We start from the raw sequence: 26,109 nt of genomic DNA, 5'->3' as shown, positions 1-26,109 counted from the left end.
GAGCGTCCTTGCCCCGGAAGGGCAGGTGCGCCCGGTCGCTCCGGCGCGAAACCCCGTCTCGTCTGCTTCTAAGGAGTCGTCCCAGCTCATGTCTTCGTTCGGGCCCAGCCCGCGACGGCGCCGCCTCGCGCTCAGCGTCGGAGGGGCGCTGGCCGCGATGCTCATGGTCGCGCCCGGCGCGTCTGCGCAGTTCACCCTCGCCGAATGCGGCGGTTCCCTGGCCCCCGGTCGCGGGGCGTCGTTCCAGAACACGGCGTTCAGCGGCTTTCGCAGCCTGTACGGCACCGAGAGCGACGGCTGCGGAGCGGCCGCCCTCAACGCCCTGACGTGGGACGGCGCCGGGTCCGGCGCCGGCCGTCGTGCGCTCGGCGAGCGCAGCGCGCCGAACACCAACGGCGACCGCGATCCGAGCGTCCGCTGGGCAGGCTCCGACGAGCCGCCCACGCAGGCGCAGCGCGAGCAGATGGAGAAGGGCGCGGTCGTCCCGGGCACGACAACGGACCTCACCGCGGCCGACAACAGCCCGCTCCACGTCGTCCCGGCCGCCATGGGCGCGATCGCGATCCTCGTGCACCTCCCCGCGGGCTGCGTCGACTACGGCGCGGTGGGCAACGACCTGTTCCGTGACCGCCCGAAGACGGCGCTGACGGCGCTCGAGGACGTGTTCCGCGGCACCGCCGCCACGTGGGGCGATCTGATCCCGACGCTGCTGCCGAACGACAACACCTGCCGCCAGGCGCCGATCAAGCGCGCGGTGCGCCGCGACTCGTCCGGCACCACGTACGCGCTGCGCCAGCTGCTGGCCAAGATCGACCCGGCCAACGCCGCGGACTGGAAGACCCGCGCCGGCGGCGCGGCCTGGCCGAACGACACGGGCGCGACCACGGTCGTCAAGGCCGCCACCGACGGCGGCTCCGCGCTGACCGACCTGGCGCTCGCCACGCCGGGCACGCTCGGCTACGTGGACCTCGCCACGGCCCGCGCCCGCGGTGCCGGCGCGTACACGTGGGACGGCGCGGCCGCCCCGATCGACCGCACGTTCTGGCTGCCGCTGCAGAGCTCGACGACCGACACGGGCAACTACTTCGACCCGCAGGCCAACGCGCAGGGCTACAAGCCCAACACCCCGGTCGCCGACCGTGGCGCCAACTGCACCGCCGTCCAGCCGACCGGCATCCCGAGCTCGACGCTGGGGGACTGGACCAACGCCGACTCCTCGATGAGCGAGGACGGCTACGCCGCCTGCACGCTGACCTACAACCTGCTCTTCGACGACAACGCGGTCGTGTACTGCAAGTCGCCGGCGGAGGAGGCCAAGGCCCGCACGATCAAGGACTACTTCACGAAGGCCGTCGTGTCGCCGGCCGGCCAGGCCACGCTGCCGGGGAGCGACTACGCGCGTGTGCCCGGCGCCATCCTCGACGTCGCGCGCGCGGGCGTGAACGCGATCGGCTGGAACAAGGGCGGCACCGGCCGTCCGTGCGGCGACGAGCAGCCGCCCCCGCCGCCCGGTGGTGGCGGCGACACCAACAATCCGCCCGCGGGCGGTGGCGGCGGCACGACGCCGCCCCCGGCGGCGCCGAGCAACGACGCCAAGCTCGCCTCAACGCGCGCCGTCGGCACCACGATCCGCCTCTCGCTGCAGTTCCCCGGCCCGGGCAAGGTGAGCGTCACGTCCTCGGCCAAGCCGAAGAAGGGCAAGGCGGTCAAGCTCGCGACGAAGACCGTCGACGTCACGAAGGCCGGCTCGCAGACCATCTCCCTGAGCCTGAACTCGAAGGCCAAGAGCGCGCTCCGCAAGGACAAGAAGCTCAAGTTCACGCTCAAGATCACGTACACCCCGACCGGTGGCAGCGCGAAGACCGTGACGAAGACGATCACGGTCAAGCAGCCCAAGTCCTCGAAGAAGTAGGGAAATGAGTCGGGACAAGCCAGCCCTCGCGAGCCGCCCCAGCGCTTTCTCGCGCGTAGTCGGGAGCCTGGGGACACTGCTCGGGGGGCTGGTTCGTCCCCTTCTCAAGGACCGCTTCTCGGCGTTCCTGCTCGTTGCGTCGGTCGCGTTGACCGTCCTGTTCTTCTCGCTGCTCGGCGGCACGCAGCCGTCGTCGTCGGGCCGGGAGATTCCGTTCTCGACGATGCTCCAGTACTCGGAGGCGAAGTCGATCGTGCGGGCGACGATGCTCGACCAGGACTCGCGGGTCGTGGCCGACACGTCCGGCGGCGCGGAGTTCTGGGCCGCGTATCCCGAGTCGGACGCGCAGACGACCGCGCTCATGACGTCGCTGCGCGAGAACGGCGCGGTCGTCACCGTGGACCAGCAGGCGGGGAAGCCCGCGAAGGCCATCCTCGTCCAGTTCCTGGTCCCGATCCTGCTGCTGGTGTGCCTGTTCGCGCTCTTCACGCGGATCGGTGCCGACGGCGGCGCCGGGGGCATCGCCTCCTTCTCGAACTTCAAGGGCAAGGGCCGCAAGCGCGGTGCCAAGTCCGCCAACTCGATCACGTTCGCGAACGTCGCGGGCGCGGGTGAGGCGGTCGTCGAGCTGCGCGAGATCCGCGACTACCTCGAAGACCCCAGCAAGTACCTCGCGCTCGGCGCGGCGCCGCCCAAGGGAGTGCTGCTCGTCGGCCCTCCGGGCACGGGCAAGACCCTGCTCGCCAAGGCCACCGCGGGCGAGGCCGACGCGGCCTTCTTCTCGGTCTCCGGCGCGGAGTTCGTCGAGTCGCTCGTCGGAGTCGGAGCCGCCCGCGTGCGCGACCTGTTCGCCAAGGCCCGCAAGATGGCCCCGGCGATCATCTTCATCGACGAGGTCGACGCCGCCGGCCGCAAGCGCGGCGCCGGCATCGGCCAGGGCAACGACGAGCGCGAGCAGACGCTCAACCAGCTGCTGGTCGAGATGGACGGCTTCGGGGGCGACTCCGGTCTGGTCGTGATGGCGGCCACCAACCGCCCGGACATCCTGGACCCGGCGCTGCTGCGCCCGGGCCGCTTCGACCGCCAGGTCGTCGTGGACACGCCGGACGTGCACGGCCGCTACGAGATCTTGCAGCTGCACGCGCGCAAGAAGCCGATCGACCCGTCGGCCGACCTGATGGAGGTCGCGAAGCTGTGCCCGGGGTTCTCGGGCGCCGAGCTCGCGAACGTCGTCAACGAGGCGGCGCTGCTGACGGTCCGCGAGGGCCGCGAGACGATCGACCAGGCCACGCTGGAGGAGTCGATCGACCGCGTCGTCGCCGGCCCGGCGAAGAAGTCGCACGTGCTCAGCGTGCGCGAACGCCAGGTGATCGCGATCCACGAGTCCTCGCACGCGGTCGTCGCGCGCGCGGTCGGCCAGTCGACCGGCTCGGGCGCGCAGAAGATCTCGATCGTCGCGCGCGGGCGCACGCTCGGGACGTCCGCGTCCCAGCTGGTGGACAAGGACGTGACGGTCATGCAGGAGCACGATCTGCAGCGGCAGCTGTGCGCGATCCTCGCCGGCGCCGCGGGCGAGAAGGTCCAGTTCGGCGTCGTCTCGACGGCCGTCAACGACGACCTGCACGCCGCGACCAACCTCGCGCGCTCGATGGTCACCTCGTTCGGCATGTCGGCGAAGCTCGGCATGGTCACGATCGGCGAGCAGGGCGGCGAGGTCTTCCTCGGCGCATCGCTGCAGGAGCTCGGTTCCGTCGGCCCGGCGACGCTCGACCTGATCGACAACGAGGTCGAGCGGATCGTGGCCGAGGCGCTCGAGCGCGCGACCGTGATCCTGCAGGCCAACTGGAGCGCGGTGCGCGAGATCACGCAGGTGCTGCTCGATCACGAGACGGTGTCCGGCCTCGCGCTGGAAGCCCTGCTCACGCCCGTCACCCTGGAGTCGGACCTGCCGGTCAACGGCCGGCGTTCGGTACAGCCGCCGGTCGAGTGAGACGACTCGCTGTCTTGGTTCTGTGGGTGTGGTGCTGCGCGGTCGCCCCGGCGAGCGCGCAGTCGGCCCCTGTCTGGCGCCTGGAGCAGCCGGCGCCGCCCGCCGGCGCGCCGTTCAACGTGGCGCTCGGCGCTCCCGGCTCGCTGACGTTCTGGGCACCGAACCGCGGCCTGCTCGGCGTGGAGGGCAACAGCGTCGTGCCGCGCGGCATCCTCGCCTACGACGGCGAGTCGTGGCACACCCTGTCGACCGTCTGCGGCGGCCCGGGGGACACGATGCGGATCGCCTGGGCGGCCGCGAACGAGTTCTGGACCGTCTCGGAGCCGAGCCGGCCGCGCCAGGGCTCGGGCACGGCGCTGTGCCGCTTCAAGGACGGCCAGGTCGTCGGCTCCTACTCGACGGCGGACACGGCCGCCGACCCGTACCGCCAGATGCACGCGGCCGCCTGCCGCGCGGTCAACGACTGCTGGTTCGCCGGCATCGGCTCGCGTGACCCCACGGGCACGCGCGTCGGCGCCTTCCACCTGCACTGGGACGGCGCGAGCCTGCGCACGGTCTACAACGCCGGCAGCGGCCGCGCGGTGACCGACATCGAGGCGACCGCCACGGGCTACCTGGAGTCCTCCGCCGTCGGCCCGCGTCGCGGCTCGCCCGACGCGCCGGACCCGCCGCCGCTGGAGTCGCGCGCGTACCTGCTCCAGCGCATCGAGGGCACCGTCTTCAGCGATGACCCGTTCCTGCCCTCCCAAGAGGCCGACGGCGGCACCGAGCTGCTCGCCCTGGACAGCGACAGCGGCGTCACGTGGGCGGTCGGCGGCGGCGCTGCGTCGGGCCCGGCCGTAGCCGCGCGCGGCGTCGACGGCGTCGTCCAGCGACCGCCGCTCGTGGCCGTGGGCGTCGGCGGGCCGACGCGCGAGCTCGCGCTGACCGGTCCGACGTTCGGCCCCGCCGATCGCTTCGAGGACGTCGCGGCGGTGCCCGGCACCAGCGAGGCGTGGGCGGCGCTCGTGCCGTTCGCCGAGCGGGGACGCACGAACGTCAAGGCCCAGCTCGCGCGCATCGACGCGCGGACGGGCCTCACGACGGTCGAGTCGCTGCCCGCGTCCGGCTCCGGCCGTGGGGCGGCCGCGCGGATCGCGTTCACGTCGCCGACGGACGGCTGGATGGTCACCAACGCCGGCTGGCTGTTCCACTACACGGACGGCACGCGCCCGGCCAAGGACACCGACCCCGCGTTCGCGGGCCCGATCACCTCGCGCCCGAACGAGGCCGCCGAGCAGTTCGTGCCCGACGCGCCGCCGGCCGACGACTCCCAGCGCTTCGCCCCGCCGCCGGTGGCGATCGAGCCCGAGCCGACCGAGCAGGCCGAGCCCGAGCCGCTGGCGGCGCTGATCCGCAACGTCCGCAAGCCGAAGGTGTCTAAGAAGCTCGTCCTGTCGCTCACGTTCACCGTCTCGCGCAAGGCGCGCGTGCAGCTGATCGCGCGGCGCAAGGGCAAGACCGTCGCCAAGACGAAGAACCGCACGCTCAACAAGGGCAAGCACACGCTCAAGCTGCAGCTCTCGCGCAAGCAGTGGCCGACGGCCCTGCGCTTTCGCACCAAGGAGCTGACGCTCGACGAGTCCCAGCTCGCGCCGCCGTCCGACGACACGGTGACGACGACCCCGACCACCGACGACACCGTCACCACCACGGGAGGCTGAGGATGCGGCGGGTGTGGGCGCTGCTCGCGCCGCCGGTGCTGGCGGCAGCGGTGGCGTGGGGATTGACGACGGGCGCGGACGCGCAGAACCCGGCGGCCGTGACGGCGCTGCCGGCGCTGGGCACCGCGGACGACGCCACGGTGCTGATGGGCGTGTCCGGCGAGGACACGTGGGGCTACCGCGTGCTCTCGCGCGAGGCCGCGCCGCCGGCGGGCGTCGAGATCGGCGCGCTCGGGACCAACGGGCGCCAGCTCGCGTTCCTGCGCCACCGCGAAGGACTGGGCTGGCAGGTCGTCGAGACGCCGGCCGACGCCAACGGCGCCACGATCGCCGGGCCGACGCCGAACCGCGCTGCGGCGCGCATCACTTCGAACGGCGGCGGCCTGCTGGTCGGGCGCGGCGACAACGGCGTGAGCGTGCTGGTGCGCAAGCCCGGCGGGCGCTTCCGCGAGGCCCCGGCGATTCCCGCCGGCCTGCTCGCGCCGGCGGACCCCGCCCCGACGCCGACGGCGACGCCGACCGTGACCGCCACGCCGACCGTGACCGCCACGCCGACCGCGACCGCCACGCCGACCGTGACCGCCACGCCGACCGCGACGGCGACGACCACGGCGACCGCGACCCCCACCGTGACCGCGACGCCGACCCCGCCGCCCGCGCCCAACCGCGCCGAGACGGTGGCCGAGGAGAACGGCGCCGGGCGCGTCGCCCCGGCGGCCTACGAGGACGCGGGCGAGCTGCACGCGCTCTTCGGCGTGCTCGGCCGGCGCGTCCAGGACACCGTCCTGCACTACGACGACGGCGCGCGCACGTGGACGCGCGAGCCGATCGAGCTCGCCGGCGACCAGCTGGACGCGTTCGAGATCCGTGCGCTCGACGTCTCCGGCACGAACGCCTGGCTGCTCGGCGCGGACGGTGACGGCGAGCTCGCGCTGTTCGAGCGCACGAGCGGTGCGGAGTGGGAGCCGCGTCCGCTCACGCTGCCGAGCGGCCTCGCGCTCTCCCCGCTGTCGGCGGCCGGCGACCCGCTGACGGTCACGCCCGACGGCATCTGGATCGATGCGGGCGTGCGCGCCGCTTCGGGCAACCCCGCGCCGACCGACGCCACGTTCCTGCGCGCGTCCGACGGCAGCGTCACCTCGTGGTGTGACGACCCCGCGTGCGACCACCCGTTCGGCATCCGCTTCTCGCGCAGCTCGGGCTACCACTCGATCGGCTTCGCCGGCGGCGAGCGCGTGATCTCCAACCCGCTGCCGCCCGGCGGCGCCGACGAGGACAACCGCGGCACCTACGCGGTGCGCCGCGGGAACGCCTTCGAGCGCATGCCGGGCGCGGGCGGCTCGTTCCGCCCGAGCGCCGCGTTTCGCTCACCGACGCAGGGCTGGCTGGAGGGTCCGGTGCAGATCGGCGCCGGGGCACGCCCGGACCTGCTGCGCTCGTGGCCGGCTGCGGCCCGCGCCCCGCTCACGGCCGCGATCAGTGCGCCGGGGCAAGCCGTCGGCTCGGTCGACTCCGGCGCGCTCGCCGTCGGCCAGGAGGGCACGGTCCTGCGCTACGCGGCCGGCTCGGGCTGGACGCGTGAGTTCCTGCTCTCTTCGTCGGGCGCGGTGTCCAAGCCGGTGCTGCGCGGTGTCGCGTGGCCCGAGCCGGCGCGCGCGCACGCCGTCGGCGACCTCGGCACGATGTGGCTGTGGCGGGCGGAGACCGGGCTGTGGGAGCGCGACCCCGCCGCGCCGGTCGGCTTCGAGGGCAACCTCATGGGGGTCGCCTTCCAGGCCGGCGACCCGCTGCGCGGCTACGCCGTCGGCAAGGAGGGCGTGCTCCTGCGCTACGACAAGACGTGGACGCAGGAGCCGCTGCCGGAGGGCTTCGCCGGCCGCCACCTGACGAGCGTCGCGTTCGCCGGCAGCCAGGCGCTCGTCGCCGCCGGCCCGGACCTGCTCGTCAACGAGGGCGGCGCGTGGCACGCGGACGAGGGCGTGCACGCGCTGTTCGCGACGCTGCCGGCCGCCAACCGCCAGATCGTCGTCGTCGCCGGGCTGCCGGACGGCAGCGCGGTCGCGGGCGGCCCGGACTTCGTGATCGAACGCGACGGGCCTGCGGGCACGCCGTGGCGCTTCTCCTCGCAGCCGCTGCTCGGCGTGACGCCGGTCGCGCTGGCCGCGTTCCGCTCGGGCGGCTCGGTACGCGCGCTCGCGGCCGTGCAGCCCGCGCTGCCGTATCCCGTCCCGGACCTGATCCCCGAGGTCGGGCCGGACTCGCCGCCGCCGCTGATCCCGCCGTTCCCGCTGCCCGCCGACGGCTACCTGCTGCGCGAAACCGATACGGGCTGGCGCGACGAGCAGCGCACCGCGTTCGCGGGCACGACCGCCGACCGCCCGGTCAAGTCGGACCCGATCGCGGCGCTGCTCGTGGACGGCAACGGGGAGGGCTGGGCGCTCGGCGGTTGGAGCGGCGAGTCCGACGCCGCCGGCCGCGGCAACGGCAACCGCTCCACCCAGGGCCGCGCGGACCGCACGCGCGTGCAGACGGCCGCGGTCCTGCGCTACGCGACCGGCGCGCAGCCGCCGCCACCGTCGTCGGTCACGCGCACCGGTACGAACCTGGAGGCCGCCGTCGCGCGCTTTGCGGTCGCCGGCCACGCCGAATGCGCGTCCAAGTGCGCAGACCTGCGCGACAACGCGCTCGGCCCGGACGTGACGCTGCGCGCGGCCAAGAACCTTGTCGGTGAGCTCGCGGCCCAGCCGGGCGGGCCGCGCATGCTCCTCTACACGGGCGGGCGTCTGCCAGACGAGCAGCCACTCGACAGTCGCGAAGCCACGCGCTTCGCGGATCTGCTGCTCCCAGGCGCACCGGCCTACGCCGCTCCCTCCGCCGCCGACACGGCGGAGGGGGCGGCGACCGCTTCCCCCACCCCGACGGCGACGGCCACGCCGAGTGCGGTGGCGGCGTTCACCTCAGCGTTCTCGGGCGCGCCCGCGCCGTTCGGCGGCGGCCTGCCCGCGGCGGGCGTCGCCCCGGTCGGGAGCGCAGCGGTCGCAGCTCCCGGCGCGCGTACGCATTACGCGTTCGACTCGGCCGGGCGCGGCGGGACCGTGAGGGTGATCGTGATCGACAATTCGCGCGGCTCGCTGGAGGCCTCGGACCCGCACCAGAACCCGCTCGAGCCCCAGAAGCCGTGGCTGACCGCGATGCTCGCGCAGGCCAAGGCGCAGGGCATCCCAGCGATCGTCATGGGCAGCCGCGACCTCAACTCGCGCTTCGCGCCCGCGCTCAACGTCGCCGGCGACGGCGACGAGATCGCCAAGCTGCTCGTGGACGGCGGCGCGTCCGCGTACTTCTTCGAACGCCCGGAGGAGACGCGCGTGTACCCGATCCCGAGCGGCGCGACCCAGACGATCCCCGCGTTCGGGACGGGCACGCTCAGCTACCGCTCGCCTCTGGCCAACACCACCAACGGCCCGGACGCCGTGTTCGGCGACGCCGGTCTCCTGCTCGCCGAGGTCGACACCAGCAAGCGCGACCCGGCCACCAACCGCGCGCCCGTGACCGCGCGGCTGCTGCCGATCGTGTCCGAGCTGACGTTGCAGGCCGTCGACGGCACGCTGGTGCGCCGCTCGCGCCCGTCGCTGTTCGAGGGCCTCGGCCGGCGCCCGGCCGCGGGCGACCGCTGGGGCGCCGTCGCGGGCGGCGGCGACCCGCAGCCTCCGGGCTCGGACCCGTACACGGCGTTCCCTCCCCAGCCGTGCGCGGGCGCCACGTGCGCGACCCGGATCGTGCCCGAGTACGAGTTCACCTCCAGCGATCCCGACATCGGCGACTTCGTGGCCCGGGACCCCGCGTCGACGAACCTGCGCAAGCCGCTGCTCGGCGCCGACGACAAGGTCATCACCGACAATCGCTCCGGCCTGTTCTGCCCGTTCAATGCGGGCAAGACGACCGTCACGGTCAAGGCCGGCGGGCTCTCCTACAGCACGGTCGTCACCGTCCTCGCCGGCCAGGTCCAGCGGCCGTGCGGCACGCGTCCGCTCAACCCGGAGCGCTTCACGCAGCCGCCGCCGCCGGACGCCGCCGCCGCGCCCCCGGCGCCCGCTCCGGCGCCCGCTCCCAACTCGGCCCCGCCTCCGGTTCCGGCGCCGCCGCTGCCGCAGTCCGAGCCCGAGCGCGAACGCGAGCGCGAACGCCCGCGTCCCCAGCCGACGCCGTTCCCGACCGCGGTGGTCACACCCGAGCCGACGCCGCCCGCGCGCCGCACCGAGCCCAAGAGCGGCACCCCGGCCGCCCCGCCGCCGCCGGCGAGCGCGTTCGCGCGCCCGATCCCGCCCGGCGGCGCGGTCATCCGCGTCTACGAGGAGAAGCGTGAGGAAGAGGCCGCGCCCGAGTCCTCGTCGGCGGCGGTCGCGTACTTCCCGGAGCAGCACGGGCCGGTCGGCGTCTACCTCTACGGCCTCGTGATCCTCGCCGCCTTCGCGGGCGCGACGCTGCGCCTCGGCCTCAAGCGCCGGGACCGCAGCATCGCCACCGCCTCCGTCCATCACCCGCCGACCCTCCCGTACCGGAGACGCCGTCCATGAAGAAACACGCCGCGCTGATCATCGCGCTGCTCGCCCTCACCGTCTCGTTCACGGGGGTCGCCGACGCCGCCCGCCAAGCGGTCGTCAACGTCGTGTCCAAGCCCAAGCCGAACGCGGTCCTCAAGCTGGACAAGAAGGGCAAGTTCCCGGCCAAGGCGATCCCGAAGGTCGCGTCCGCGCGGCGCGCCGACCGCCTCGGCACGCTGCGCGCGCAGGACCTGCAGCTCAACTGCGATCCGCAGACGGTGGACCTCGGGACCTGGTGCCTGGAGGCCTCGCCGCACCCGGTGCCCAACGAGGACATCGGCAAGAACGACTACGCGTACGCGTCCAAGGCGTGCGTGGAGGCGGGCGGCTTCCTGCCGACGGCCGCGCAGCTGATCGGCGCCGCCGACCGCGTGAAGCTGTCCTCGACGATCGACGACGCGCCCGTCTCCTCCTCACCGGACGTGGACGCGACGGACGGCCTCAAGGACCGGCGGGAGATGTCCTCGACGCTGATCACCACGCAGGCGGGTTCCTCGGCCGCGGGGTCGCAGGGCGTGACCGAGGGCTCGCGCGGCGATCCGCGCGCGGGGGAGCCGGACCCGGTGCCGCTGGCCGCCAACCCGTACCCGCAGACGCTGCAGTATGTGACGGTCTACGACAACGGGGACAAGGGCGGGTTCGCCGGCGGCAAGCCGATCTCCTCGCCCGAGGCGTTCCGCTGCGGCTTCATGAAGGCCCAGGGGCAGAGCGCCGGCGAGACCGAGGGCTGACGCTCCACCCGCGGAACCCGGCGGCTTGATCCGCTTGACGCTCAGCCCGCCAAGGCGGCAGTTGTGAACGATACTTTGGACAGGGTGCTGACAACACGCCTGCCGCCGTTCGCCGAAACCCGTCCTCCCGTCCGCCGCGCCGTCGAGTGGGCGCTGATCATGCATGCCGATCAGCGCCGGGAGGTGGACCAGGCGCCGTTCGTCCTGCACCCGCTGGAGGTGGCGTCGCTGCTCAACGGGCGCGACTTCGACGACGACGTGGTGACCGCGGGCGTGCTGCACGACATCGTCGAGAACACCAGCGTCACGCTCGACGACGTGCACCGGCGGTTCGGCTCACGGGTGGCGCGGCTGGTGGCCGCCGTCACCGAGAACCCGAGCATCCAGGCCTACGCGGCGCGCAAGAGCGCGCTGCGCGACCAGGTGGCCGCCGCCGGTCGCGACGCGTGCGCGATCTACGCCGCCGACAAGGTCGCCAAGGTGCGCGAGCTGCGCGGGAAGGCCATCCGCGACCCGAGCGAGCTGCTGGGCCGGAAACTGGAGCACTACCGCGCCAGCCTGGAGATGCTGCGCGCGAGCACGCAGGACCTCGCGCTCGTGGATCAGCTCGAGTTCGAGTTGTGGGCGCTCGACGTGCTGCCGCCTTCACAACCTGATAACAGCGAGTTCACGGCCGCGTAACCGGAGCGCGGCGCTTGCCGCACAAGGTACGGCTCGTGCAGACAAGTGAGCCGATCGAAGTCTTGGTTGCCGGGGACCTGGAGATTCGACCCTCAGAGCACCTGGCCCGGGCCCGCGGTCGCACGCTGTCGCTGTCCGTCCGCGAGCTGGAGTTGCTGGCCGCGCTGGCGCGGCGTGAGGGGCGGATCGTGGCGCGCGAGGAGCTGTACGAGACGGTGTGGGGAGCGCCGCTACGCGGACAGGATCGGTCCGTGGATGTGTACGTGCACAAGCTGAGGACCAAGCTCGCAGCCGCGTTGCCGGAGTGGGGGTTCATCCACACGCACTTCGGCTTCGGCTACCGGTTCCAGCCGGAGCCTTCACATCCTTTTCACAGGTCGGAAACGTCTCGATAACAGACTTGCGCCGACGGCCTGCCAGGGTCGCCGGCTCATGGATACAGAAGGAAGGGTTCGATGATTTCGAAGCGGTTCATGCCGGCGTGCGTGGCCTTCGCCGCCGCGCTGACGCTGGCTGCCTGCGGTGCCTCCAACGAGGAGGAGCCGACCAACACCCCGGCTGCCGGTGGTGAGAGCACGCCCGCGGCGGAGGAGCTCGAGGGCAACATCGCCGGCGCCGGTGCGTCTTCGCAGGAAGCCGCCATGCAGGCCTGGATCGCCGGCTTCGGCGAGGCCAACCCCGGCGCCACCATCTCCTACGACCCGGTGGGCTCGGGCGGCGGTCGCGAGCAGTTCGTCGCCGGCGGCACCGCCTTCGGCGGCACCGACGCGCACCTCGCCGACGAGGAGCTCACCGGCGCCCAGGAGCGCTGCGGCGGCCCCGACAACCTGATCGAGATTCCGGCCTACATCTCGCCGATCGCCGTCATCTACAACCTCGAGGGCGTCGACAACCTGCAGCTCTCGCCGGAGACGGTGGCGAAGATCTTCAAGCAGGAGATCAAGACCTGGGACGACGCGGCCATCAAGGCCGACAACCCGGACGCGCAGCTGCCGAGCGACCGCATCACGGTGGTCAACCGCGCCGACGAGTCGGGCACGACGGAGAACTTCGTCGAGTACCTCGCCGCCGTGGCCCCTGACGTCTGGGACTTCGAGATCAGCGGCGATTGGCCCGTCAAGGGCGGCGAGGCGGCGCAGGGCACGTCCGGCGTCGTGGACGCCGTCAAGGCCGGCGCGGGCGCCATCGGCTACGCCGACGCCTCTCAGGCCGGCGAGCTGGGCACGGCCAGCATCAAGGTCGGCGAGGAGTTCGTCGGCCCGACGCCCGAGGCCGCGGCCAAGATCGTCGAGGCGTCCCAGGAGACCGACGACCCGGGTGCGCACGTGTTCACGTACGACCTCAACCGCGAGACGACCGAGGCCGGCACGTACCCGATCGTGCTCGTCTCCTACATTATGGCCTGCACGCAGTACGACGACGCGGCCCAGGGCGCGCTCGTCAAGGGCTTCATCAACTACATCATCAGCCCTGAGGGACAGGAAGCGGCCGCCTCGAACGCGGGCTCGGCCCCGATCAGCGATGCTGTTCGCCAGAAGGTGCAGCCCGCGGTCGACGCGATCGCCGCGAGCTAGCCCACCACCCGAAGAAGCACAGGAGCGCTGAGATAGACGTGAGTTCGACCAACGTCGACGACCTGCAGTCAGTAGTTCGCGGCGGGCCCGCCCGGGGCGGCGCCGGGGACCGCGTCTTTCGAGGCCTCGCGACCGGAGCGGGCGTGGTCATCCTGGCCACGCTCGCCGGTGTCGCCCTCTTCCTGATCGTCCGCGCCTGGCCGGCCATCACGGCCAGTGCCGAGGATCTCCCGGGCGGCGAGAACCTGCTCGCCTACATCTGGCCGCTGACCTTCGGCACGATCATCGCGGCCACGATCGCCATCGTGATCGCGGTGCCGCTGTCGGTCGCGGTCGCGCTGTTCATCAGCCACATCGCCCCGCGGCGGATCGCGCAGCCGATGAGCTACCTGATCGACCTGCTGGCCGCGATCCCGAGCGTCATCTACGGCCTCTGGGGCATCGCGGTGCTCGGCCCGGCCTCGGTCGGCCTGCTGCGCTGGCTCGAGGACAACCTCGGCTGGCTTCCGTTCTTCGAGGGTCCCGCGTCCGCCACCGGGCGCACGATGCTGGTCGTCGCCGCCGTGCTGGCGGTGATGATCCTGCCGATCATCACGGCGGTTACGCGCTCGGTGTTCGAGCAGACGCCGCGCCGGCTGCAGGAGGGCGCGCTCGCCCTCGGCGCCACGCGCTGGGAGATGATCCGCCTCACCGTGCTGCCGTTCGGCAAGTCCGCGATCATCTCGGCGTCGATGCTCGGCCTCGGCCGCGCGCTCGGCGAGACGATGGCCGTTGCGATCGTGCTCTCGGTCTCCGGCGCGATCACGTTCGACCTGATCGGCTCGGGCAACCCCTCGACCATCGCGGCCAACATCGCGCTCGACTTCCCCGAGTCCTCCGGTCTTGCGGTCAACGCCCTGATCGCCTCTGGTCTTGTCCTCTTCGCCGTCACGCTCGTGGTCAACATGGCCGCGCGCACGGTGATCAACCGACAGATGCGTATCTGAGATGAGCACCGAACCGACTCAACGGGAAGACGTGACCGACACCGACCCCAACGCCGACGTGCCGGGGCTCGGCTCGTTGGCGTCCAACGCCCACGCGCACGCCGAGGACGCTCATACGGTCGCCGCGCCGGCGCGCGTGCGTCCGCCCGTGCAGGTGGCCGGCAAGGTCCTCCCGGGGTGGGCGCCGTGGGGCATCGTCGCCGCGACCGCCGTCGTGATGGCGGGCCTCGTCGCGGCCATCGGGTGGAACTGGGCCCTCTGGGTCGTCGGCACGGTCGTCGTCGGCGGTGCCGCGCAGTACGTTGTCTCGCGCGCCGTCGAGGGCAAGCGCCGCGCCACCGACCGCGGCTTCACCTACGCCATCGTCGCCGCCTTCGCGCTCGCGCTCGCGCCGCTCATCTCGCTGCTCTACACCGTCGTCTCGCGCGGTGCCGCGCGCTTCGACGGCGAGTTCTTCACGTGGTCGATGCGCGGCGTCATCGGCGAGGGCGGCGGCGCGGTCCACGCCATCTACGGCACGCTGATCATCACGGGCTGCGCGACGCTGATCTCGGTGCCGATCGGCATCCTCGCCGCGATCTACCTGCAGGAATACGGCCAGGGCCGCCTCAAGCGCGCGCTCACGTTCTTCGTGGACGTCATGACCGGCATCCCGTCGATCGTCGCCGGCCTGTTCGCGTTCTCGCTGTTCTCGATCTTCTTCGGCCCGGGCATCCGCCTCGGCATCATGGGCTCGGTCGCGCTGTCGGTGCTGATGATCCCGATCGTCGTGCGCTCCACCGAGGAGATGCTGCGGATCGTCCCGAACTCGCTGCGCGAGGCGTCCTACGCCCTCGGCGTGTCCAAGTGGCGCACGATCGTCAAGGTCGTGCTCCCGACGGCGCTCGGCGGCATCGTCACCGGCGTGGTGCTCGCGGTCGCCCGCATCATCGGTGAGACCGCGCCGCTGCTGATCACCGTGGGCGTCGTCTCGTCCGTGAACGTGAACCCGTTCGACGGCCGCATGCAGAACCTCGCGGTCTTCGCCTTCAACTCCTACAAGTCCCCCGGCGTGCCGCCTGAGCCGTCGATCGATCGCGCGTGGACCGCCGCGCTCGTGCTGATCCTGATCGTCATGGTGCTCAACATCACCGCTCGCTTCATCTACCGCCGCTTCGGCACGGAGATCCGATGACCGCTCCCGCCCACACGCCCGTCCAGGCCAAGAGCATCACGGCCACCGACCTGGACCTGTACTACGGCAGCTTCCTGGCGGTCAAGGGCGTCAACATCACGATCGAGCCGAACAAGGTCACGGCCCTCATCGGCTCCTCCGGCTGCGGCAAGTCGACGTTCCTGCGCTCGCTGAACCGCATGCACGAGCTCGTTCCGGGGGCGTACGCCGACGGCGAGGTCCTGCTCGACGACGTCGACATCTACGCCGCCGACGCCGACCCCGTCCAGGTCCGCCGCCAGATCGGCATGGTCTTCCAGGCGCCGAACCCGTTCCCGACGATGTCGATCTACGACAACGTCGCGGCCGGCCTGAAGCTCAACTCGCGCAAGATCAAGAAGTCCGACCTGGACGCGATCGTCGAGCGCGCGCTGCGCGGCGCGAATCTGTGGGACGAGGTCAAGGACCGTCTCGGCAAGCCCGGCATGGGCCTGTCCGGCGGCCAGCAGCAGCGCCTGTGCATCGCCCGCGCGACGGCCGTCGAGCCGGACGTGCTGCTGATGGACGAGCCCGCCTCGGCCCTCGACCCGATCTCCACGCTCGCGATCGAGGACCTGATCACCGAGCTCAAGAAGGAGTACACGATCGTGATCGTCACGCACAACATGCAGCAGGCGTCGCGTGCGAGCGACAACACGGCGTTCTTCAACATCGAGGGCACGGGCAAGCCCGGCCGGCTCGTCGAGGTTGACACCACGGAGAAGATCTTCTCCAACCCGACGCACAAGGAGACCGAGGACTACGTCAGCGGCCGATTCGGCTGACATCCCCCCGATTCGGAGAGAGATCGTGGGCGGTCGTCAGCATTTTCAGGAGGAGTTGCGCGAGCTCGAGGTGCAGGCCCTCGGCGGGATCGACCTGGTCGTCAAGACCATGGACCGGACCCTCGAGGCGCTCGAGCACCAGGACATCGAGCTCGCTTCGATCGTCATCCACGATGACGATCGCATCGACGGGCGCTACCTGGAGGTGCAGCAGGGGATCCTGTCCCTGCTCGCGCTGCAGGCGCCCGTCGCGTCGGACCTGCGGCTCGTCGCCGCGCTGCTGCACGTGATCAAGCACGTGGAGCGGATGGGCGACCAGTGCGTGAACATCGCGAAGATGCTGCCCGTGGTCGGCTACGAGCCGCCCAAGGACGAGCAGATGCTCGAGTACATCTTCAAGATGGGCAAGCTCGCGCGCTCGGAGGTCGAGCAGTCCAAGCAGGCGTTCCTGCTGCGTGACGTCGCGGTCGCCGAGGACCTGGTGCGCCAGGACGCGGAGATCAACCGCCTGAACCGGTGCGTGTTCTCGCGCGCCGTGGAAGTCGGCACCGATGCCGACCGGCGCGAGTGGGCGATGTCGATGATGCTCGTCGCGCGCGCGATCGAGCGCATCGGCGACAACGCGGTCGACATCGGCGAGCAGGTGGCGTTCGTCGTCACCGGCCAGTTCCGGGAGTTCTCGGACGCGTCGCACGTGAACTGACCCGTTTGGGGGAGGGCGCGGAGCTGCGTCACAGAAGCCCACGTTTGGCCCGCGTTCTCGGCGGATCCGGTTTCCGGTTTGTAACCAGGTCGTTACCCGCCAGGTTTATCCCTCGATAACAAACCTCCCTCTGGATACTGTTCCCGGCGAGATGACGACGATGAGCGAAGAGCGACGCGCCGGCGTCGCGCCGGGTGGTCAGTCCGCCGTCCGGCTCGCGGTGATCGATTCCGACACCGGTTTCCTGCAGGTGCTCGGCAAGCGCCTGGAGGGAATGGGTTGGCAGTACCGCGTGTTGGCGTCCCCCGTCCCGCTGGACGCCATGGTGGCCATGCGCCTGAACGCGGTCGTGGTCGACCTCGCGGTGCTCGGCCCGCAGGGCTGGACGTACCTGGATAAGCTCTGCGCCCGTCTCCCGGGGCTGGGCGTGATCGTCTGCACGGGCCAGTCCTCCGTCGCCCAGCGCGTCCGCGGCCTGCGGCTCGGCGCTGACGACTGGGTCACCAAGCCCTGTCACCCCGAGGAGCTCATCGCCCGCATCGAGGCCGTCGTCCGGCGCCGCAAGCGCGCCGACGTGCGCGTCGACAAGGGCCCCGTCGTCATCGGCGAGGTGGAGATCCGCGCGGACCAGTTCCAGGCCTTCGTGAACGGCGTCTCGGTCGAGCTGACCCGCCGCGAGTTCGAGCTCATCCAGCTGCTGGCCGAGGCCGAGGGCCAGGTCCTGCAGCGCGAGGAGATCTACCAGCGCGTCTGGGGCTACGCGATGGTCCACGGCGACCGCTCCGTCGACGTCTTCGTGCGCAAGCTGCGTTCGAAGCTCGAGAAGGCGTCGTCCAGCTGGCGCTACATCCACACCCACTTCGGCATCGGCTACCGCTTCTCCGCCGAGCCCGTCGAGGACGCCGCCCTCGGGGAGGCGATGCCCGGCGTGAGTGACGTGCCGGTGCCGGCCGTGGAGCCGGTGACGGTTCCCGAGCCTGATTTCGCCCGCGCGGGCTAAAGTTGAAGTCCGGTGGGCCCGGACCGCAACGCACATATCCGCAACTTCGGCATCGTCCTGCTTCTCGCCGTTGCCGTCTGGCTCGTGCCAGGCGGCGGCACCGGCGCGAACACGATCCGCAACATCTTCTCGGTGCTGTTCCTCGGCGGCATGTTCTTCTTCGGCTACCGCCTCTACATGGAGCACCGCGACACCATCCTCGGGCTCGAAGAACGCCAACGCGGCCTGCTCTACGGAGCCTCCGCCCTCGCACTCTTCGCCCTGATCGCCACCAGCCGCCTCTGGAACGAGCTCGCCCTGCTCGGCGGCATGCTCTGGCTCCTCATGCTCGGCGCCGCCGGCTGGGCCATCTACAGCGTCTGGCGCTCCTACCGCACCTACTAGAACCAAGTCGGCACAAAGCCGGCACAGTTCTGTAACACCTGCGTCTAGACCCACAACAGGGCCAAGACGGAAAGTGTCGGCATGCCGCCGCACCCCGTCCGCCCCGCAGGCCTGACCGCCCCGCACGCCCCACCCGCGAGCCCGAACCCGCTCACGTCTCGCACGGGGGCCGCCGCCGCTCCAGGCCCCTCGCCCGATGCCGCCCGCGCCGCCTTCTCGCCGCCGCGCGCCGCCGGTTCCGTCGCGTCCTCGCGGGGCGGCGCCGGTTCCGTCGCGTCCTCGCGGCGCGGGCCCGTGCGCGTCGCCTTTCCGCGCGTCCGCGGGCGACGGGCGCGGGGCCCTCGTGCCGGTTCAGCGAGCGGCCAGGCGTCCGTCGAGCTCATCGCGGTGCTCCCGCTCGTGATCGTCGTCGTCGCGCTGGCCTGGCAGGCCGTGCTGGCGGCGCAGGCGGTCTGGCACGCGCGGGTCGCGGCCCGCGCCGCCGCCCGCGCACACGCCGTCGGCGCGGACGCCGAACGCGCCGCTCGCGGCCATCTCCCGTCTGGACTCGAGCGGGGCCTTCGGGTCACCACGCGCGAGGGCGGCGACGTTCGCGTGTCGATCCGCGTCCCGGCCATCCTGCCGTCGCTGGGCCTCGGGCGGGTCGGCGCCACCTCCCACTTCCGCCCGCAGACGTGATGCGCGCGGCCGAGATCACGGGTGTGTCGTTTGACTCTCGTTCTCCGAGAGTCAAACGACACACCCCCGGTGGCGAGCGCGGCCAGGCCTCGATCGAGCTCCTGGGCCTGCTGCCGCTGGTCCTCGCCCTCGCGCTCGCCGGGTTCACCGTCGTCGCGTCCTACACCGCCTCCGAACAGGCCGGTGAAGCCGCCCAGGCCGGCGCGCTCGCGCTCCTCCAGGGCGAGACGGACCCGCGCGGCGCGGCCCGCGAGGCGCTCCCGGCGTCCACCCGCAACCGCGCCTCGATCACCGTCACGGGTCGCCGCGTGCGCGTCCGCGTCCTTCCCCGCACCGCCCTGCCGATCCCGGGCCTCGCCGCCCGCCTCGCCGGAACCGCCCACGCCGACGCCGGACCGTCCGCCCCATGAGCCGCGCCCTCGACTTCTTCCTCGCCCCACCCGAGCCCGAGCCCTCCGCCGCCGGCTCCCGATCCACGCCGGGCGCGCCGTTGGCGCCGACCGTGGTCGTGCCGGCCCCGTCATCGCCGCCGCCCGCGGCGCTCGTGCCAGGCGCGTCGTCGTCGCCCGCGGCGGTCATGCCGGGCGTGTCGTCGGCGTCGCCCGCGGCGCGTGTGCCGGGCGCGTCGTTGGCGCCGGCCGTGGTCGTGCCGGCCCCGTCATCGCCGCCGCCCGCGGCGCTCGTGCCGGGGCTGCCGTTCGCGTCCGCCGTGGTCGCGCCGGGCTCGCCCCCGGTGCCCTTGCCGCCGCTCGCCGCGCCTCCTTCTTCGCCGGCCGCGGCCGCGCCGGGCTCGCCTCGGCCCTCCGCGGCGGGCCCCGCGGGACGGACTCGGCGCAAGCGGCGGGCGCGGAACCCGGTCGCGGCGGCCGTGCCGCCGGCCGCGCTCATCGCCGACGCGGGCGTCCTCACGGGCGCGGCCGTGTTGGGGCGGCCGCGCGAGGCGGAGCCCGTCGCGGCGGCGCTTGCGCTCGCGCTGCGGCGGGAGACGCGCGCGAAGGTCGCGACGGTCGCGGTGGTCGGTCCGCCGCTGCCCGAGGCGAGCAGTGGGGGAGGGGCGGGCCGGCGAGTCGCGGCGCGGCTGGAAGCGCACGGACTCGAGCCGCGGGTTCGGGGGCGGCTGGTGTGGGTGCGGCTCGATCCGGCGTCGCCGGAGCTGGCGAGCCTGGTCTGGCAGGTCGCGCTGCTCGCGGCGCCCGTCGTGCTCGCGGTCACGGCCCCGCGGACGCCGGCGATCGACGCCGCGCTCGTCGAGCAGGACCTCACCGTCCTGGTGACGACGGAGCCCGACGGCCCGCTGGCGCAGGCCGCGGGCGCGGGCCTCGGCCACATCGTGCCCACCCGTCCGCTCAAGCGCGGCCTGGCCCGCGAGCTGTCGCGCGCCGGCATCCGCGCGGCCGGACCGATCCGTGCGCTCGTCGACGCGCACGAGGGGAGCAGGAGATGACCGCACGCGCAATGCGACGGACGGGTCGGGGCCGCGCCCGCCCTCGGTGGCCGCGAGCGGCGAACCTCGCACACGCGCGGTGGGCACGGGCGGCGATGCGCCCGCGAATGCTCGATCTCTCGGCGCTGGGCCGAGAAGACGACCACTCGCAGCGCGGGCAGGCGTCGATTCTCCTGATCGGCGGTCTGGCCGGGGTGCTGATCGCGGTCGTGATCGCCGGCGCGCTGGCCCGAGCCGTGGGCCGGGAAGCGGCGGCCCAGCGCGCGGCGGACCTCGCCGCGGTCGCCGGGGCGAAGGCGATGCACGCGAACTACGGGCGGCTGTTCGAGCCCGCGCTCACCCGCCGCCGGCCGAACCCGCGGCACCTGACGAAGGCGGACTATCTCGCCCTCGGCCGCAGCGCCGCGCGCGCCGTGGCCGCCGCCAACGGCGCGCCGCACACGACGGTCAGCTTCCCGGACGAGCGCACCATCGCGCCCGTGCGGATCAAGGTGGCCGTGAGAGACACGGTGGAGGTCGATGAGGAACGCGCGCGCATCCTCGTCACCGCCGAGGCGCAGCTCGGCGCCGCGGCGAACCTCGGCTTCGCCGAAGGCGGTGGCTACGACGGCCCGCTCGCGTACCGGCAGGGCAAGCCGATGCGCCCCGACGTCGCGCAGGCCTTCGATCGCCTGGAGGCGGCGGCCAAGCAGGACGGCGTCGCGCTCACGATCACGAGCGGCTACCGCTCCGACGCCGAGCAGGCGGTCCTGTTCGCGCGCAACCCGGACCCGCGAATGGTGGCGCCGCCCGGGAAGTCGCTGCACCGCAACGGCACCGAGCTCGACCTCGGCCCGCCCGCGGCCTACGGCTGGCTGGCGGCCAACGCGCGCCGCTTCCACTTCACGCAGCGCTACAGCTGGGAGCCGTGGCACTACGGGTACACGCTCAATGCCCGGTCGACGAGCAGCGGCGGCGACGGCCGCGCGGGCCTCGGCCGCGGCAGCGTCCCCGGCTTCGTCCCGCAACGGTTCGCGCCGGCGCTGCGCGAAGCCGCTCAGCGCTGGAACGTGTCCGCCACGCTGCTCGCCGCGCAGATCTACGCCGAGTCGAACTTCAACCCGTTCGTGACGTCCCCCGCCGGCGCCCAGGGCATCGCGCAGTTCATGCCGGCGACGGCGCGCCAGTACGGCCTCGACGACCCGTTCGACGCGACGAGCGCGATCAACGCCCAGGCGCACATGATGCGCGACCTGCTGCGCCAGTTCGGCAGCGTCCCGCTCGCGCTCGCCGCCTACAACGCGGGCCCGGGCCGGGTGCAGGCCTGCGGCTGCGTCCCGAACATCCCCGAGACGCAGGGCTACGTCGCCCGCATCCTGGGCCTGATGAGCGGTGCGGGCCAGCCGATCGGGCCCGGCGACGGCACGGCGCTGGAAGTTCGCCTGGTGTCGTGACCGGCTCCTGCGCTGAGACATGTCCACACCCAACCGTTTCCATCCTCGGCGCCGCTCCCCTAGCGTCCTCCCACGCCGGATAGAAGGTCAGGAGGGGACTTGACCAGAGGGGGGAAGGTGTTCCAACGATCCAAGCTCGTGGCCGGGCTCGCAGCAGCGACTGCGCTGTTCGCGCCGGGCGTCGCGCACGCGAAGACGACGCTCGTCGAGCTCAAGGAGACGAGCCACGCCGCGCTGCATCATCTGGAGGCGCTCGGGCTCGACGTCACGTACGAGGGCGAGCAGCGGACCGAAGTGATGCTGCACGGCCCCGAGGACCGGCAGATCCTCGACGAATCGGGCTACGCCTACAAGGTCCTCACCGAGGACCTGGAGGGCGCCAACGACCACTACCTCGAGCCCGAGGAGGCGCGCCAGCAGCGCGTCGAGCGCGGGATCGCTCCGCTGTCCACGCTGCCGACCGGCCGCGTCGCGTACCGCACCCTGACCGACATCAACGCCGAGCTCCAGCAACTCGCGACGACCTACCCGGACAAGGTCAAGCTGTTCACGCTGAGCGAGCCCTCGCTGCTCGGCAAGCCGATCTACGGCGTCGAGGTCAGCCATGACGTCGCGAACGCCGGCGCCAAGCCGTCGTTCCTGCTGTCGGGCGTCCACCACGCGCGCGAGTGGCCGACCGCCGAGTTCACGCTCGAGTTCGTGTGGGACCTGCTGCTCAACGACAAGCCCGGCGACGACGCCAACGCGCTGCTCAGCAAGGGCAAGCTGATCGCCGTCCCCGTCGTCAACCCCGACGGCTACGAGCTCAGCCGCAGCCTTCAGAACGAGCAGAAGCGCAAGAACTGCCGCATCACGGCCGGCGCCACCCCGACGCTCGCCGACTGCACCGCGGCGGCGAACGTCAACCGCGGCGTCGACAACAACCGCAACTACATCCCGTTCTGGGGCGGTCCGGGCTCGTCCTCGAACGCCACCGCGTCCAACCACCGCGGCTCGGCGCCCGCGTCCGAGCCCGAGAACCGCGGCATGATCGACCTGCTCAACAAGAGCAACGTCACGGTCGCGATCAACAACCACACGCCCGACCAGCGCCTGCTGCGCGCGCCCAGCTCCTCGAACGAGCCGGAGGTCGTCGCGGACGAGGTCGTCTACGAGGAGCTGCTGCAGCGGCTGGCCAAGAACCTGCCGGGCTGGCCCGCGGGCCCGTGGACCGACGTCTACTACGAAGCGTCCTCGACCGCCGAGCAGCAGGCGTACTACGCGTACGGCGCGTTCGGCTTCACGCCCGAGGCGACGCCGGGCTTCAGCGCCCCGCAGACGTTCCACCCGCCGTACCAGAACGTGATCGACAACTACCTGGGCACGGGAACGCGCTACGCCGGCCAGACGATGCGCGGCCTCTATTACGACGCCTTCGAGGCGGCGACGGAGGCCAAGCTGCACTCGGTGCTCACCGGCACCGCGCCCGCGGGCACCAAGCTCACGCTCTCGAAGTCGACGCTGCTGGACAGCTCGAGCCTCGTGTGGGAGACGGGCCAGCCCGCGCAGGTGCGCGCGTTCCCGAACGCGATCGCGCAGACGATCACGGTCGGAGCGAGCGGGAAGTTCGAGTGGCACATCAACCCGTCGCTGCGCGCCAGCCAGTACGACGCGGCGCACCTCGACGAGGCGTACGACCTCGTGTGCGCCGCGCCGGACGGGACGGTGCTCGAGCGCACGACCCTGAAGATCGCGCGCGGCCAGATGGCCAACCGCAGCCTGTGCACGGCCGGCGGCGTCGGCGGCACGGTGCCCGCGACGCTCTCGCTCACGCTCAAGGGTGCGGCGGCGTTCCCGCCGTTCGTGCCGGGCGTCGCGCAGGAGTACGACGCCAGCACGCACGCGGACGTGATCAGCACGGCGGGCGACGCCACGCTGAGCGTCGGCGACGCCGACCCGGTCAACACCGGCAAGCTCGTCAACGGCGCGTTCGCGCTCGCGCAGCCGCTGCGCGCGGCCGCGTCGAGCCCGGCCGCCGGCGCCGGCGCCGCGCCCGTCCCGGTGGGTGCCTCCACACCTCTGCTGACCTGGTCCGGTCCGGTCAGCAACGACCCGGTGACGGTGGCCTTCAAGCAGGCCATCGGCGCCGGCGACCCACTGCGGACGGGGACGTACAGCAAGACGCTGACGTTCACGCTCTCCACCACGAACCCGTAGGGAGCGCCTGTCCGCTCCGGCCACCCGCTCGGCCAAGGCCAGCGGGTGGCCGGTCAGGCACCCAACCCTTTGGGGGAAGGGCGCGAACCACCCCCGAGTACGCTGGAAACGGTCTTGTTGCGGTTCCTTTCGTCACCGTCACGTCGCTGGGTCACCGCTGGGGCGTTGATCGCCTTCGGCGCGTTCGTCGTGCTGGCCTTCGGCCGCAGCGAGGGGTCCACCGCGGCCGCGGGCGGGAACGTGCGCACGTGCGCCGCGCTCACCGGTGAGCCGGCGCGCGCGTGCTACGCGCGGGAAGTCGGGCGGGAGCTCGCCGCGGCCGGCGGAGGCGCACCGCGCGCGCTGGCCGCCAGCGCGAGCAGCACCGTGACCTTCGCGGCCGCCGACACGGCCGCGCTGCTGTGCGACCTGCACATCCGTGTCGGCGCGACCGACGCGACCAAGGCCTCTTGGACGACCTGGGTCGCGCAGTGAAGCGCCTGCTCGTGGCCGCGCTCGCGGCCGTCATGATCGGCTGCGGCGGCAGCGATCCGCAGCAGCCGGCGAGCACGCCCGAGCCCAGGGACGGCGTCGCGACGTCCGAGCCGACCGCCACCGGCGACCTGAACACCTGCTCGGGCCTGATCCAGGACGAGGGGCGCGCCTGCTACTCGCGCGAGCTGGCGGCGATCGTCAACGGCGCCGGCGACCCGCTCGCCGCGGTGGAGGGCATCACGCAGGCCGCGTACGCCGACCAGGGCGGCTTCCTGCTCGCCAACTGCCACGGGATCATGCACACTGTCGCGCGCGAGTACGCGCTGCGCACCGGGCTCAAGCTCGACAAGCTGATGGACAGCCTGCCGCGCACGAACGACCCGGGCTGCTCCGCGGGCTACGCGCACGGCCTCGTCACGGCGGTCGCGCCGGAGATCGAGCGCGCGGGGCCGAAGGTCGCGAACCGCCTGTGCGCGAACTCCGAGACGCGCTACCAGCGCTACTCGTGCACGCACGGCTTCGGCCACGCGTTCATGCGCCTCAACAACGAGGCCATCGCTCCGTCGCTGCAGATGTGCGAGGAGCTTGGCAGCGACGCGGCCGCCGACTGCTCCCAGGGCATCTACCACGACTACTGGTTCGCGGTGAACGGCATCGACGCCACGAAGAAGCCGGCCAAGCTCGTCACCGACCCGCGCGAGCTGTGCGGCGCCCAGCCCGAGGAGTTCGTGCGCGTGTGCTGGTACCGCTCGTTCGTGGAGACCGCGAAGGGCACGCGGATGGAGTCCGGCGAGCAGATCGACGAGGCCTGCTCCGGCCTCGAAGGCCTCCAGCGCGCCGCCTGCGTCACCGGTGCGAGCGTCATCGGCCCGCCCGACCCGGTCAACCAGCTCGCGGTCTGCTCAGGTCTCGAGGCCGAGAGCGACGTCGTGGCGTGCATCCGCGGCACCAAGGTCCAGAACCTCATGCAGTACCCGGACGAGATGAAGACCGACTTGATCAAGCAGTGCGGCGAGATCTTCCGCGGCGGGCTCGCCTCCGCCTGTCACCGCTGGCTGGGCAAGACGCTCGGCGTCATCAGCGACGGCAAGTTCCGCACCACGGGCTGCCCCGAGCTCTCCACGCCCCAGGCGCGCCGCGAGTGCGTCGCGGGCGTCAAGAGCATGGAAGGCCCGCTGGTCACCTTCTCGTAGCCACCGCCCGCGCCAGCTGCGTGCGCGAGCGCACGCCGAGCTTCGCGTACACGCGGGTGAGCGCGTTGCGGACCGTCTTCTCGCTGAGGAACAGCGTCGCCGCGATCTGCTTGTTGGAGTGCCCGCCGGCGACGAGATCGGCGATGCACCGCTCACGCTCGGTCAGCGGCTCCCGCGCGTCATGACGGGTCGCCACGCGCGTGCCGAGGCGGCGCAGCTCGCGGGCGGCGGCGTCGCGCAGGAGCAGCGCGCCGCCGCGGCTCGCGTCGGCGGCGACCTGCTGCAGCGCCGCCTTCGCGCTCTCGCTCTCACCCGCCGCGGCGAACGCGCGGCCGGTGAGCAAGCGCGCCTTCGCCGCGTCCAGCGGGGCGGGGATCCGGTCAGCGGCCGCGGCGGCGGCCAGCGCCAGCGGCGCCGCGGCGGGCGCGTCGCCGCGCGCCGGCGACAAG

The 26,109-nt window shown here is 72.7% G+C and carries 22 protein-coding genes; 21 read left to right on the top strand and 1 reads right to left on the bottom strand.

The features are described 5' to 3' along the window. The first annotated feature begins 88 nt into the window (after positions 1 to 88). The 21 genes from OJ962_RS31005 (at position 89) to OJ962_RS30905 (ending at position 25,660) form a co-directional block, all read left to right on the top strand. Complete coding sequence (locus tag OJ962_RS31005) at positions 89 to 1,912, top strand: substrate-binding domain-containing protein (RefSeq protein WP_202957639.1); 1,824 nt, start codon at positions 89 to 91, stop codon at positions 1,910 to 1,912. Positions 1,913 to 1,916: 4 nt separating this feature from the next. Continuing rightward, positions 1,917 to 3,902, top strand: coding sequence for an ATP-dependent zinc metalloprotease FtsH (gene ftsH, locus OJ962_RS31000; RefSeq protein ID WP_202957638.1), 1,986 nt, complete (start codon positions 1,917 to 1,919; stop codon positions 3,900 to 3,902). Further along, entirely contained in the window at positions 3,899 to 5,605 is a 1,707-nt protein-coding gene (locus tag OJ962_RS30995; RefSeq protein ID WP_202957637.1) for a hypothetical protein, read from the top strand. Before ftsH ends, OJ962_RS30995 begins: the two co-directional genes overlap by 4 nt. A gap of 11 nt (positions 5,606 to 5,616) precedes the next feature. After that, positions 5,617 to 10,179: a beta propeller repeat protein gene (locus OJ962_RS30990; RefSeq protein ID WP_270006836.1), complete on the top strand. Its 4,563-nt coding sequence runs from the start codon at positions 5,617 to 5,619 to the stop codon at positions 10,177 to 10,179. Then, a complete protein-coding gene (locus tag OJ962_RS30985; protein WP_202957635.1) occupies positions 10,176 to 10,937 on the top strand; it encodes a hypothetical protein in 762 nt (253 codons plus the stop codon). The genes OJ962_RS30990 and OJ962_RS30985 overlap by 4 nt, the downstream gene beginning before the upstream one ends. 84 nt (positions 10,938 to 11,021) lie before the next feature. Further along, on the top strand, positions 11,022 to 11,618 hold the full coding sequence (locus OJ962_RS30980) for an HD domain-containing protein (RefSeq protein WP_202957634.1): 597 nt from the start codon (positions 11,022 to 11,024) through the stop codon (positions 11,616 to 11,618). A 35-nt stretch (positions 11,619 to 11,653) separates the two neighbouring features. Further along, a complete protein-coding gene (locus OJ962_RS30975) occupies positions 11,654 to 12,013 on the top strand; it encodes a winged helix-turn-helix domain-containing protein (protein WP_270006835.1) in 360 nt (119 codons plus the stop codon). Between the two features lie 60 nt (positions 12,014 to 12,073). Next, the gene (pstS, locus tag OJ962_RS30970; RefSeq protein WP_202957632.1) at positions 12,074 to 13,192 is read left to right on the top strand and encodes a phosphate ABC transporter substrate-binding protein PstS; all 1,119 of its coding nucleotides are present in this window, start codon (positions 12,074 to 12,076) and stop codon (positions 13,190 to 13,192) included. A 62-nt stretch (positions 13,193 to 13,254) separates the two neighbouring features. Beyond that, positions 13,255 to 14,178 (top strand): phosphate ABC transporter permease subunit PstC, encoded by a 924-nt coding sequence (gene pstC, locus OJ962_RS30965; protein ID WP_202957675.1) that lies wholly within the window; start codon positions 13,255 to 13,257, stop codon positions 14,176 to 14,178. A gap of 1 nt (position 14,179) precedes the next feature. Continuing rightward, entirely contained in the window at positions 14,180 to 15,352 is a 1,173-nt protein-coding gene (pstA, locus tag OJ962_RS30960; RefSeq protein WP_202957631.1) for a phosphate ABC transporter permease PstA, read from the top strand. Next, positions 15,349 to 16,155, top strand: a complete 807-nt coding sequence (gene pstB, locus OJ962_RS30955) for a phosphate ABC transporter ATP-binding protein PstB (protein ID WP_202957630.1) — start codon at positions 15,349 to 15,351, stop codon at positions 16,153 to 16,155. Before pstA ends, pstB begins: the two co-directional genes overlap by 4 nt. A 25-nt stretch (positions 16,156 to 16,180) precedes the next feature. Further along, positions 16,181 to 16,858, top strand: a complete 678-nt coding sequence (phoU, locus tag OJ962_RS30950) for a phosphate signaling complex protein PhoU (RefSeq protein ID WP_270006833.1) — start codon at positions 16,181 to 16,183, stop codon at positions 16,856 to 16,858. 160 nt (positions 16,859 to 17,018) lie between these two features. Next, on the top strand, positions 17,019 to 17,858 hold the full coding sequence (locus OJ962_RS30945; RefSeq protein ID WP_238932289.1) for a response regulator transcription factor: 840 nt from the start codon (positions 17,019 to 17,021) through the stop codon (positions 17,856 to 17,858). Between the two features lie 12 nt (positions 17,859 to 17,870). After that, the gene (locus OJ962_RS30940) at positions 17,871 to 18,242 is read left to right on the top strand and encodes a hypothetical protein (protein ID WP_270006832.1); all 372 of its coding nucleotides are present in this window, start codon (positions 17,871 to 17,873) and stop codon (positions 18,240 to 18,242) included. A 387-nt stretch (positions 18,243 to 18,629) separates the two neighbouring features. Beyond that, positions 18,630 to 18,920, top strand: coding sequence for a hypothetical protein (locus OJ962_RS30935; protein ID WP_270006831.1), 291 nt, complete (start codon positions 18,630 to 18,632; stop codon positions 18,918 to 18,920). 23 nt (positions 18,921 to 18,943) lie between these two features. Continuing rightward, positions 18,944 to 19,330 carry a hypothetical protein gene (locus OJ962_RS30930; RefSeq protein ID WP_270006830.1) on the top strand — a complete coding sequence of 129 codons (387 nt, stop codon included), beginning with the start codon at positions 18,944 to 18,946 and terminating at the stop codon, positions 19,328 to 19,330. Next, positions 19,327 to 20,364, top strand: coding sequence for a hypothetical protein (locus OJ962_RS30925; RefSeq protein WP_202957625.1), 1,038 nt, complete (start codon positions 19,327 to 19,329; stop codon positions 20,362 to 20,364). The genes OJ962_RS30930 and OJ962_RS30925 overlap by 4 nt, the downstream gene beginning before the upstream one ends. A 107-nt stretch (positions 20,365 to 20,471) precedes the next feature. Continuing rightward, positions 20,472 to 21,797, top strand: coding sequence for a transglycosylase SLT domain-containing protein (locus OJ962_RS30920; RefSeq protein WP_202957624.1), 1,326 nt, complete (start codon positions 20,472 to 20,474; stop codon positions 21,795 to 21,797). Between the two features lie 117 nt (positions 21,798 to 21,914). Next, entirely contained in the window at positions 21,915 to 23,993 is a 2,079-nt protein-coding gene (locus OJ962_RS30915) for a M14 family zinc carboxypeptidase (RefSeq protein ID WP_202957623.1), read from the top strand. Between the two features lie 165 nt (positions 23,994 to 24,158). Further along, the gene (locus OJ962_RS30910) at positions 24,159 to 24,467 is read left to right on the top strand and encodes a hypothetical protein (RefSeq protein ID WP_270006828.1); all 309 of its coding nucleotides are present in this window, start codon (positions 24,159 to 24,161) and stop codon (positions 24,465 to 24,467) included. Next, on the top strand, positions 24,464 to 25,660 hold the full coding sequence (locus OJ962_RS30905) for a hypothetical protein (protein WP_202957621.1): 1,197 nt from the start codon (positions 24,464 to 24,466) through the stop codon (positions 25,658 to 25,660). The genes OJ962_RS30910 and OJ962_RS30905 overlap by 4 nt, the downstream gene beginning before the upstream one ends. Here the strand turns inward: OJ962_RS30905 and OJ962_RS30900 are convergent. After that, a partial coding sequence (locus tag OJ962_RS30900) for a helix-turn-helix transcriptional regulator (protein ID WP_270006827.1) occupies positions 25,647 to 26,109 on the bottom strand: 463 nt, incomplete at its 5' end. The genes OJ962_RS30905 and OJ962_RS30900 overlap by 14 nt on opposite strands.

Origin of the sequence: Solirubrobacter deserti, from assembly GCF_027587175.1 — a bacterium.
Classification (GTDB): domain Bacteria; phylum Actinomycetota; class Thermoleophilia; order Solirubrobacterales; family Solirubrobacteraceae; genus Solirubrobacter; species Solirubrobacter deserti.
The sequence above is the reverse complement of the archived record's forward strand: the minus strand, read 5'-3'. Positions and strand labels throughout refer to the sequence as shown.

What these genes read in the sequence shown, in the direction of transcription:
- OJ962_RS31005 (WP_202957639.1), top strand. Translation starts at nt 89, where the DNA reads ATGTCTTCGTTCGGGCCCAGCCCGCGACGGCGCCGCCTCGCGCTCAGC.
- ftsH (WP_202957638.1), top strand. Translation starts at nt 1,917, where the DNA reads ATGAGTCGGGACAAGCCAGCCCTCGCGAGCCGCCCCAGCGCTTTCTCG.
- OJ962_RS30985 (WP_202957635.1), top strand. Translation starts at nt 10,176, where the DNA reads ATGAAGAAACACGCCGCGCTGATCATCGCGCTGCTCGCCCTCACCGTC.
- pstS (WP_202957632.1), top strand. Translation starts at nt 12,074, where the DNA reads ATGATTTCGAAGCGGTTCATGCCGGCGTGCGTGGCCTTCGCCGCCGCG.
- pstA (WP_202957631.1), top strand. Translation starts at nt 14,180, where the DNA reads ATGAGCACCGAACCGACTCAACGGGAAGACGTGACCGACACCGACCCC.
- pstB (WP_202957630.1), top strand. Translation starts at nt 15,349, where the DNA reads ATGACCGCTCCCGCCCACACGCCCGTCCAGGCCAAGAGCATCACGGCC.
- OJ962_RS30945 (WP_238932289.1), top strand. Translation starts at nt 17,019, where the DNA reads ATGAGCGAAGAGCGACGCGCCGGCGTCGCGCCGGGTGGTCAGTCCGCC.
- OJ962_RS30925 (WP_202957625.1), top strand. Translation starts at nt 19,327, where the DNA reads ATGAGCCGCGCCCTCGACTTCTTCCTCGCCCCACCCGAGCCCGAGCCC.
- OJ962_RS30920 (WP_202957624.1), top strand. Translation starts at nt 20,472, where the DNA reads ATGCTCGATCTCTCGGCGCTGGGCCGAGAAGACGACCACTCGCAGCGC.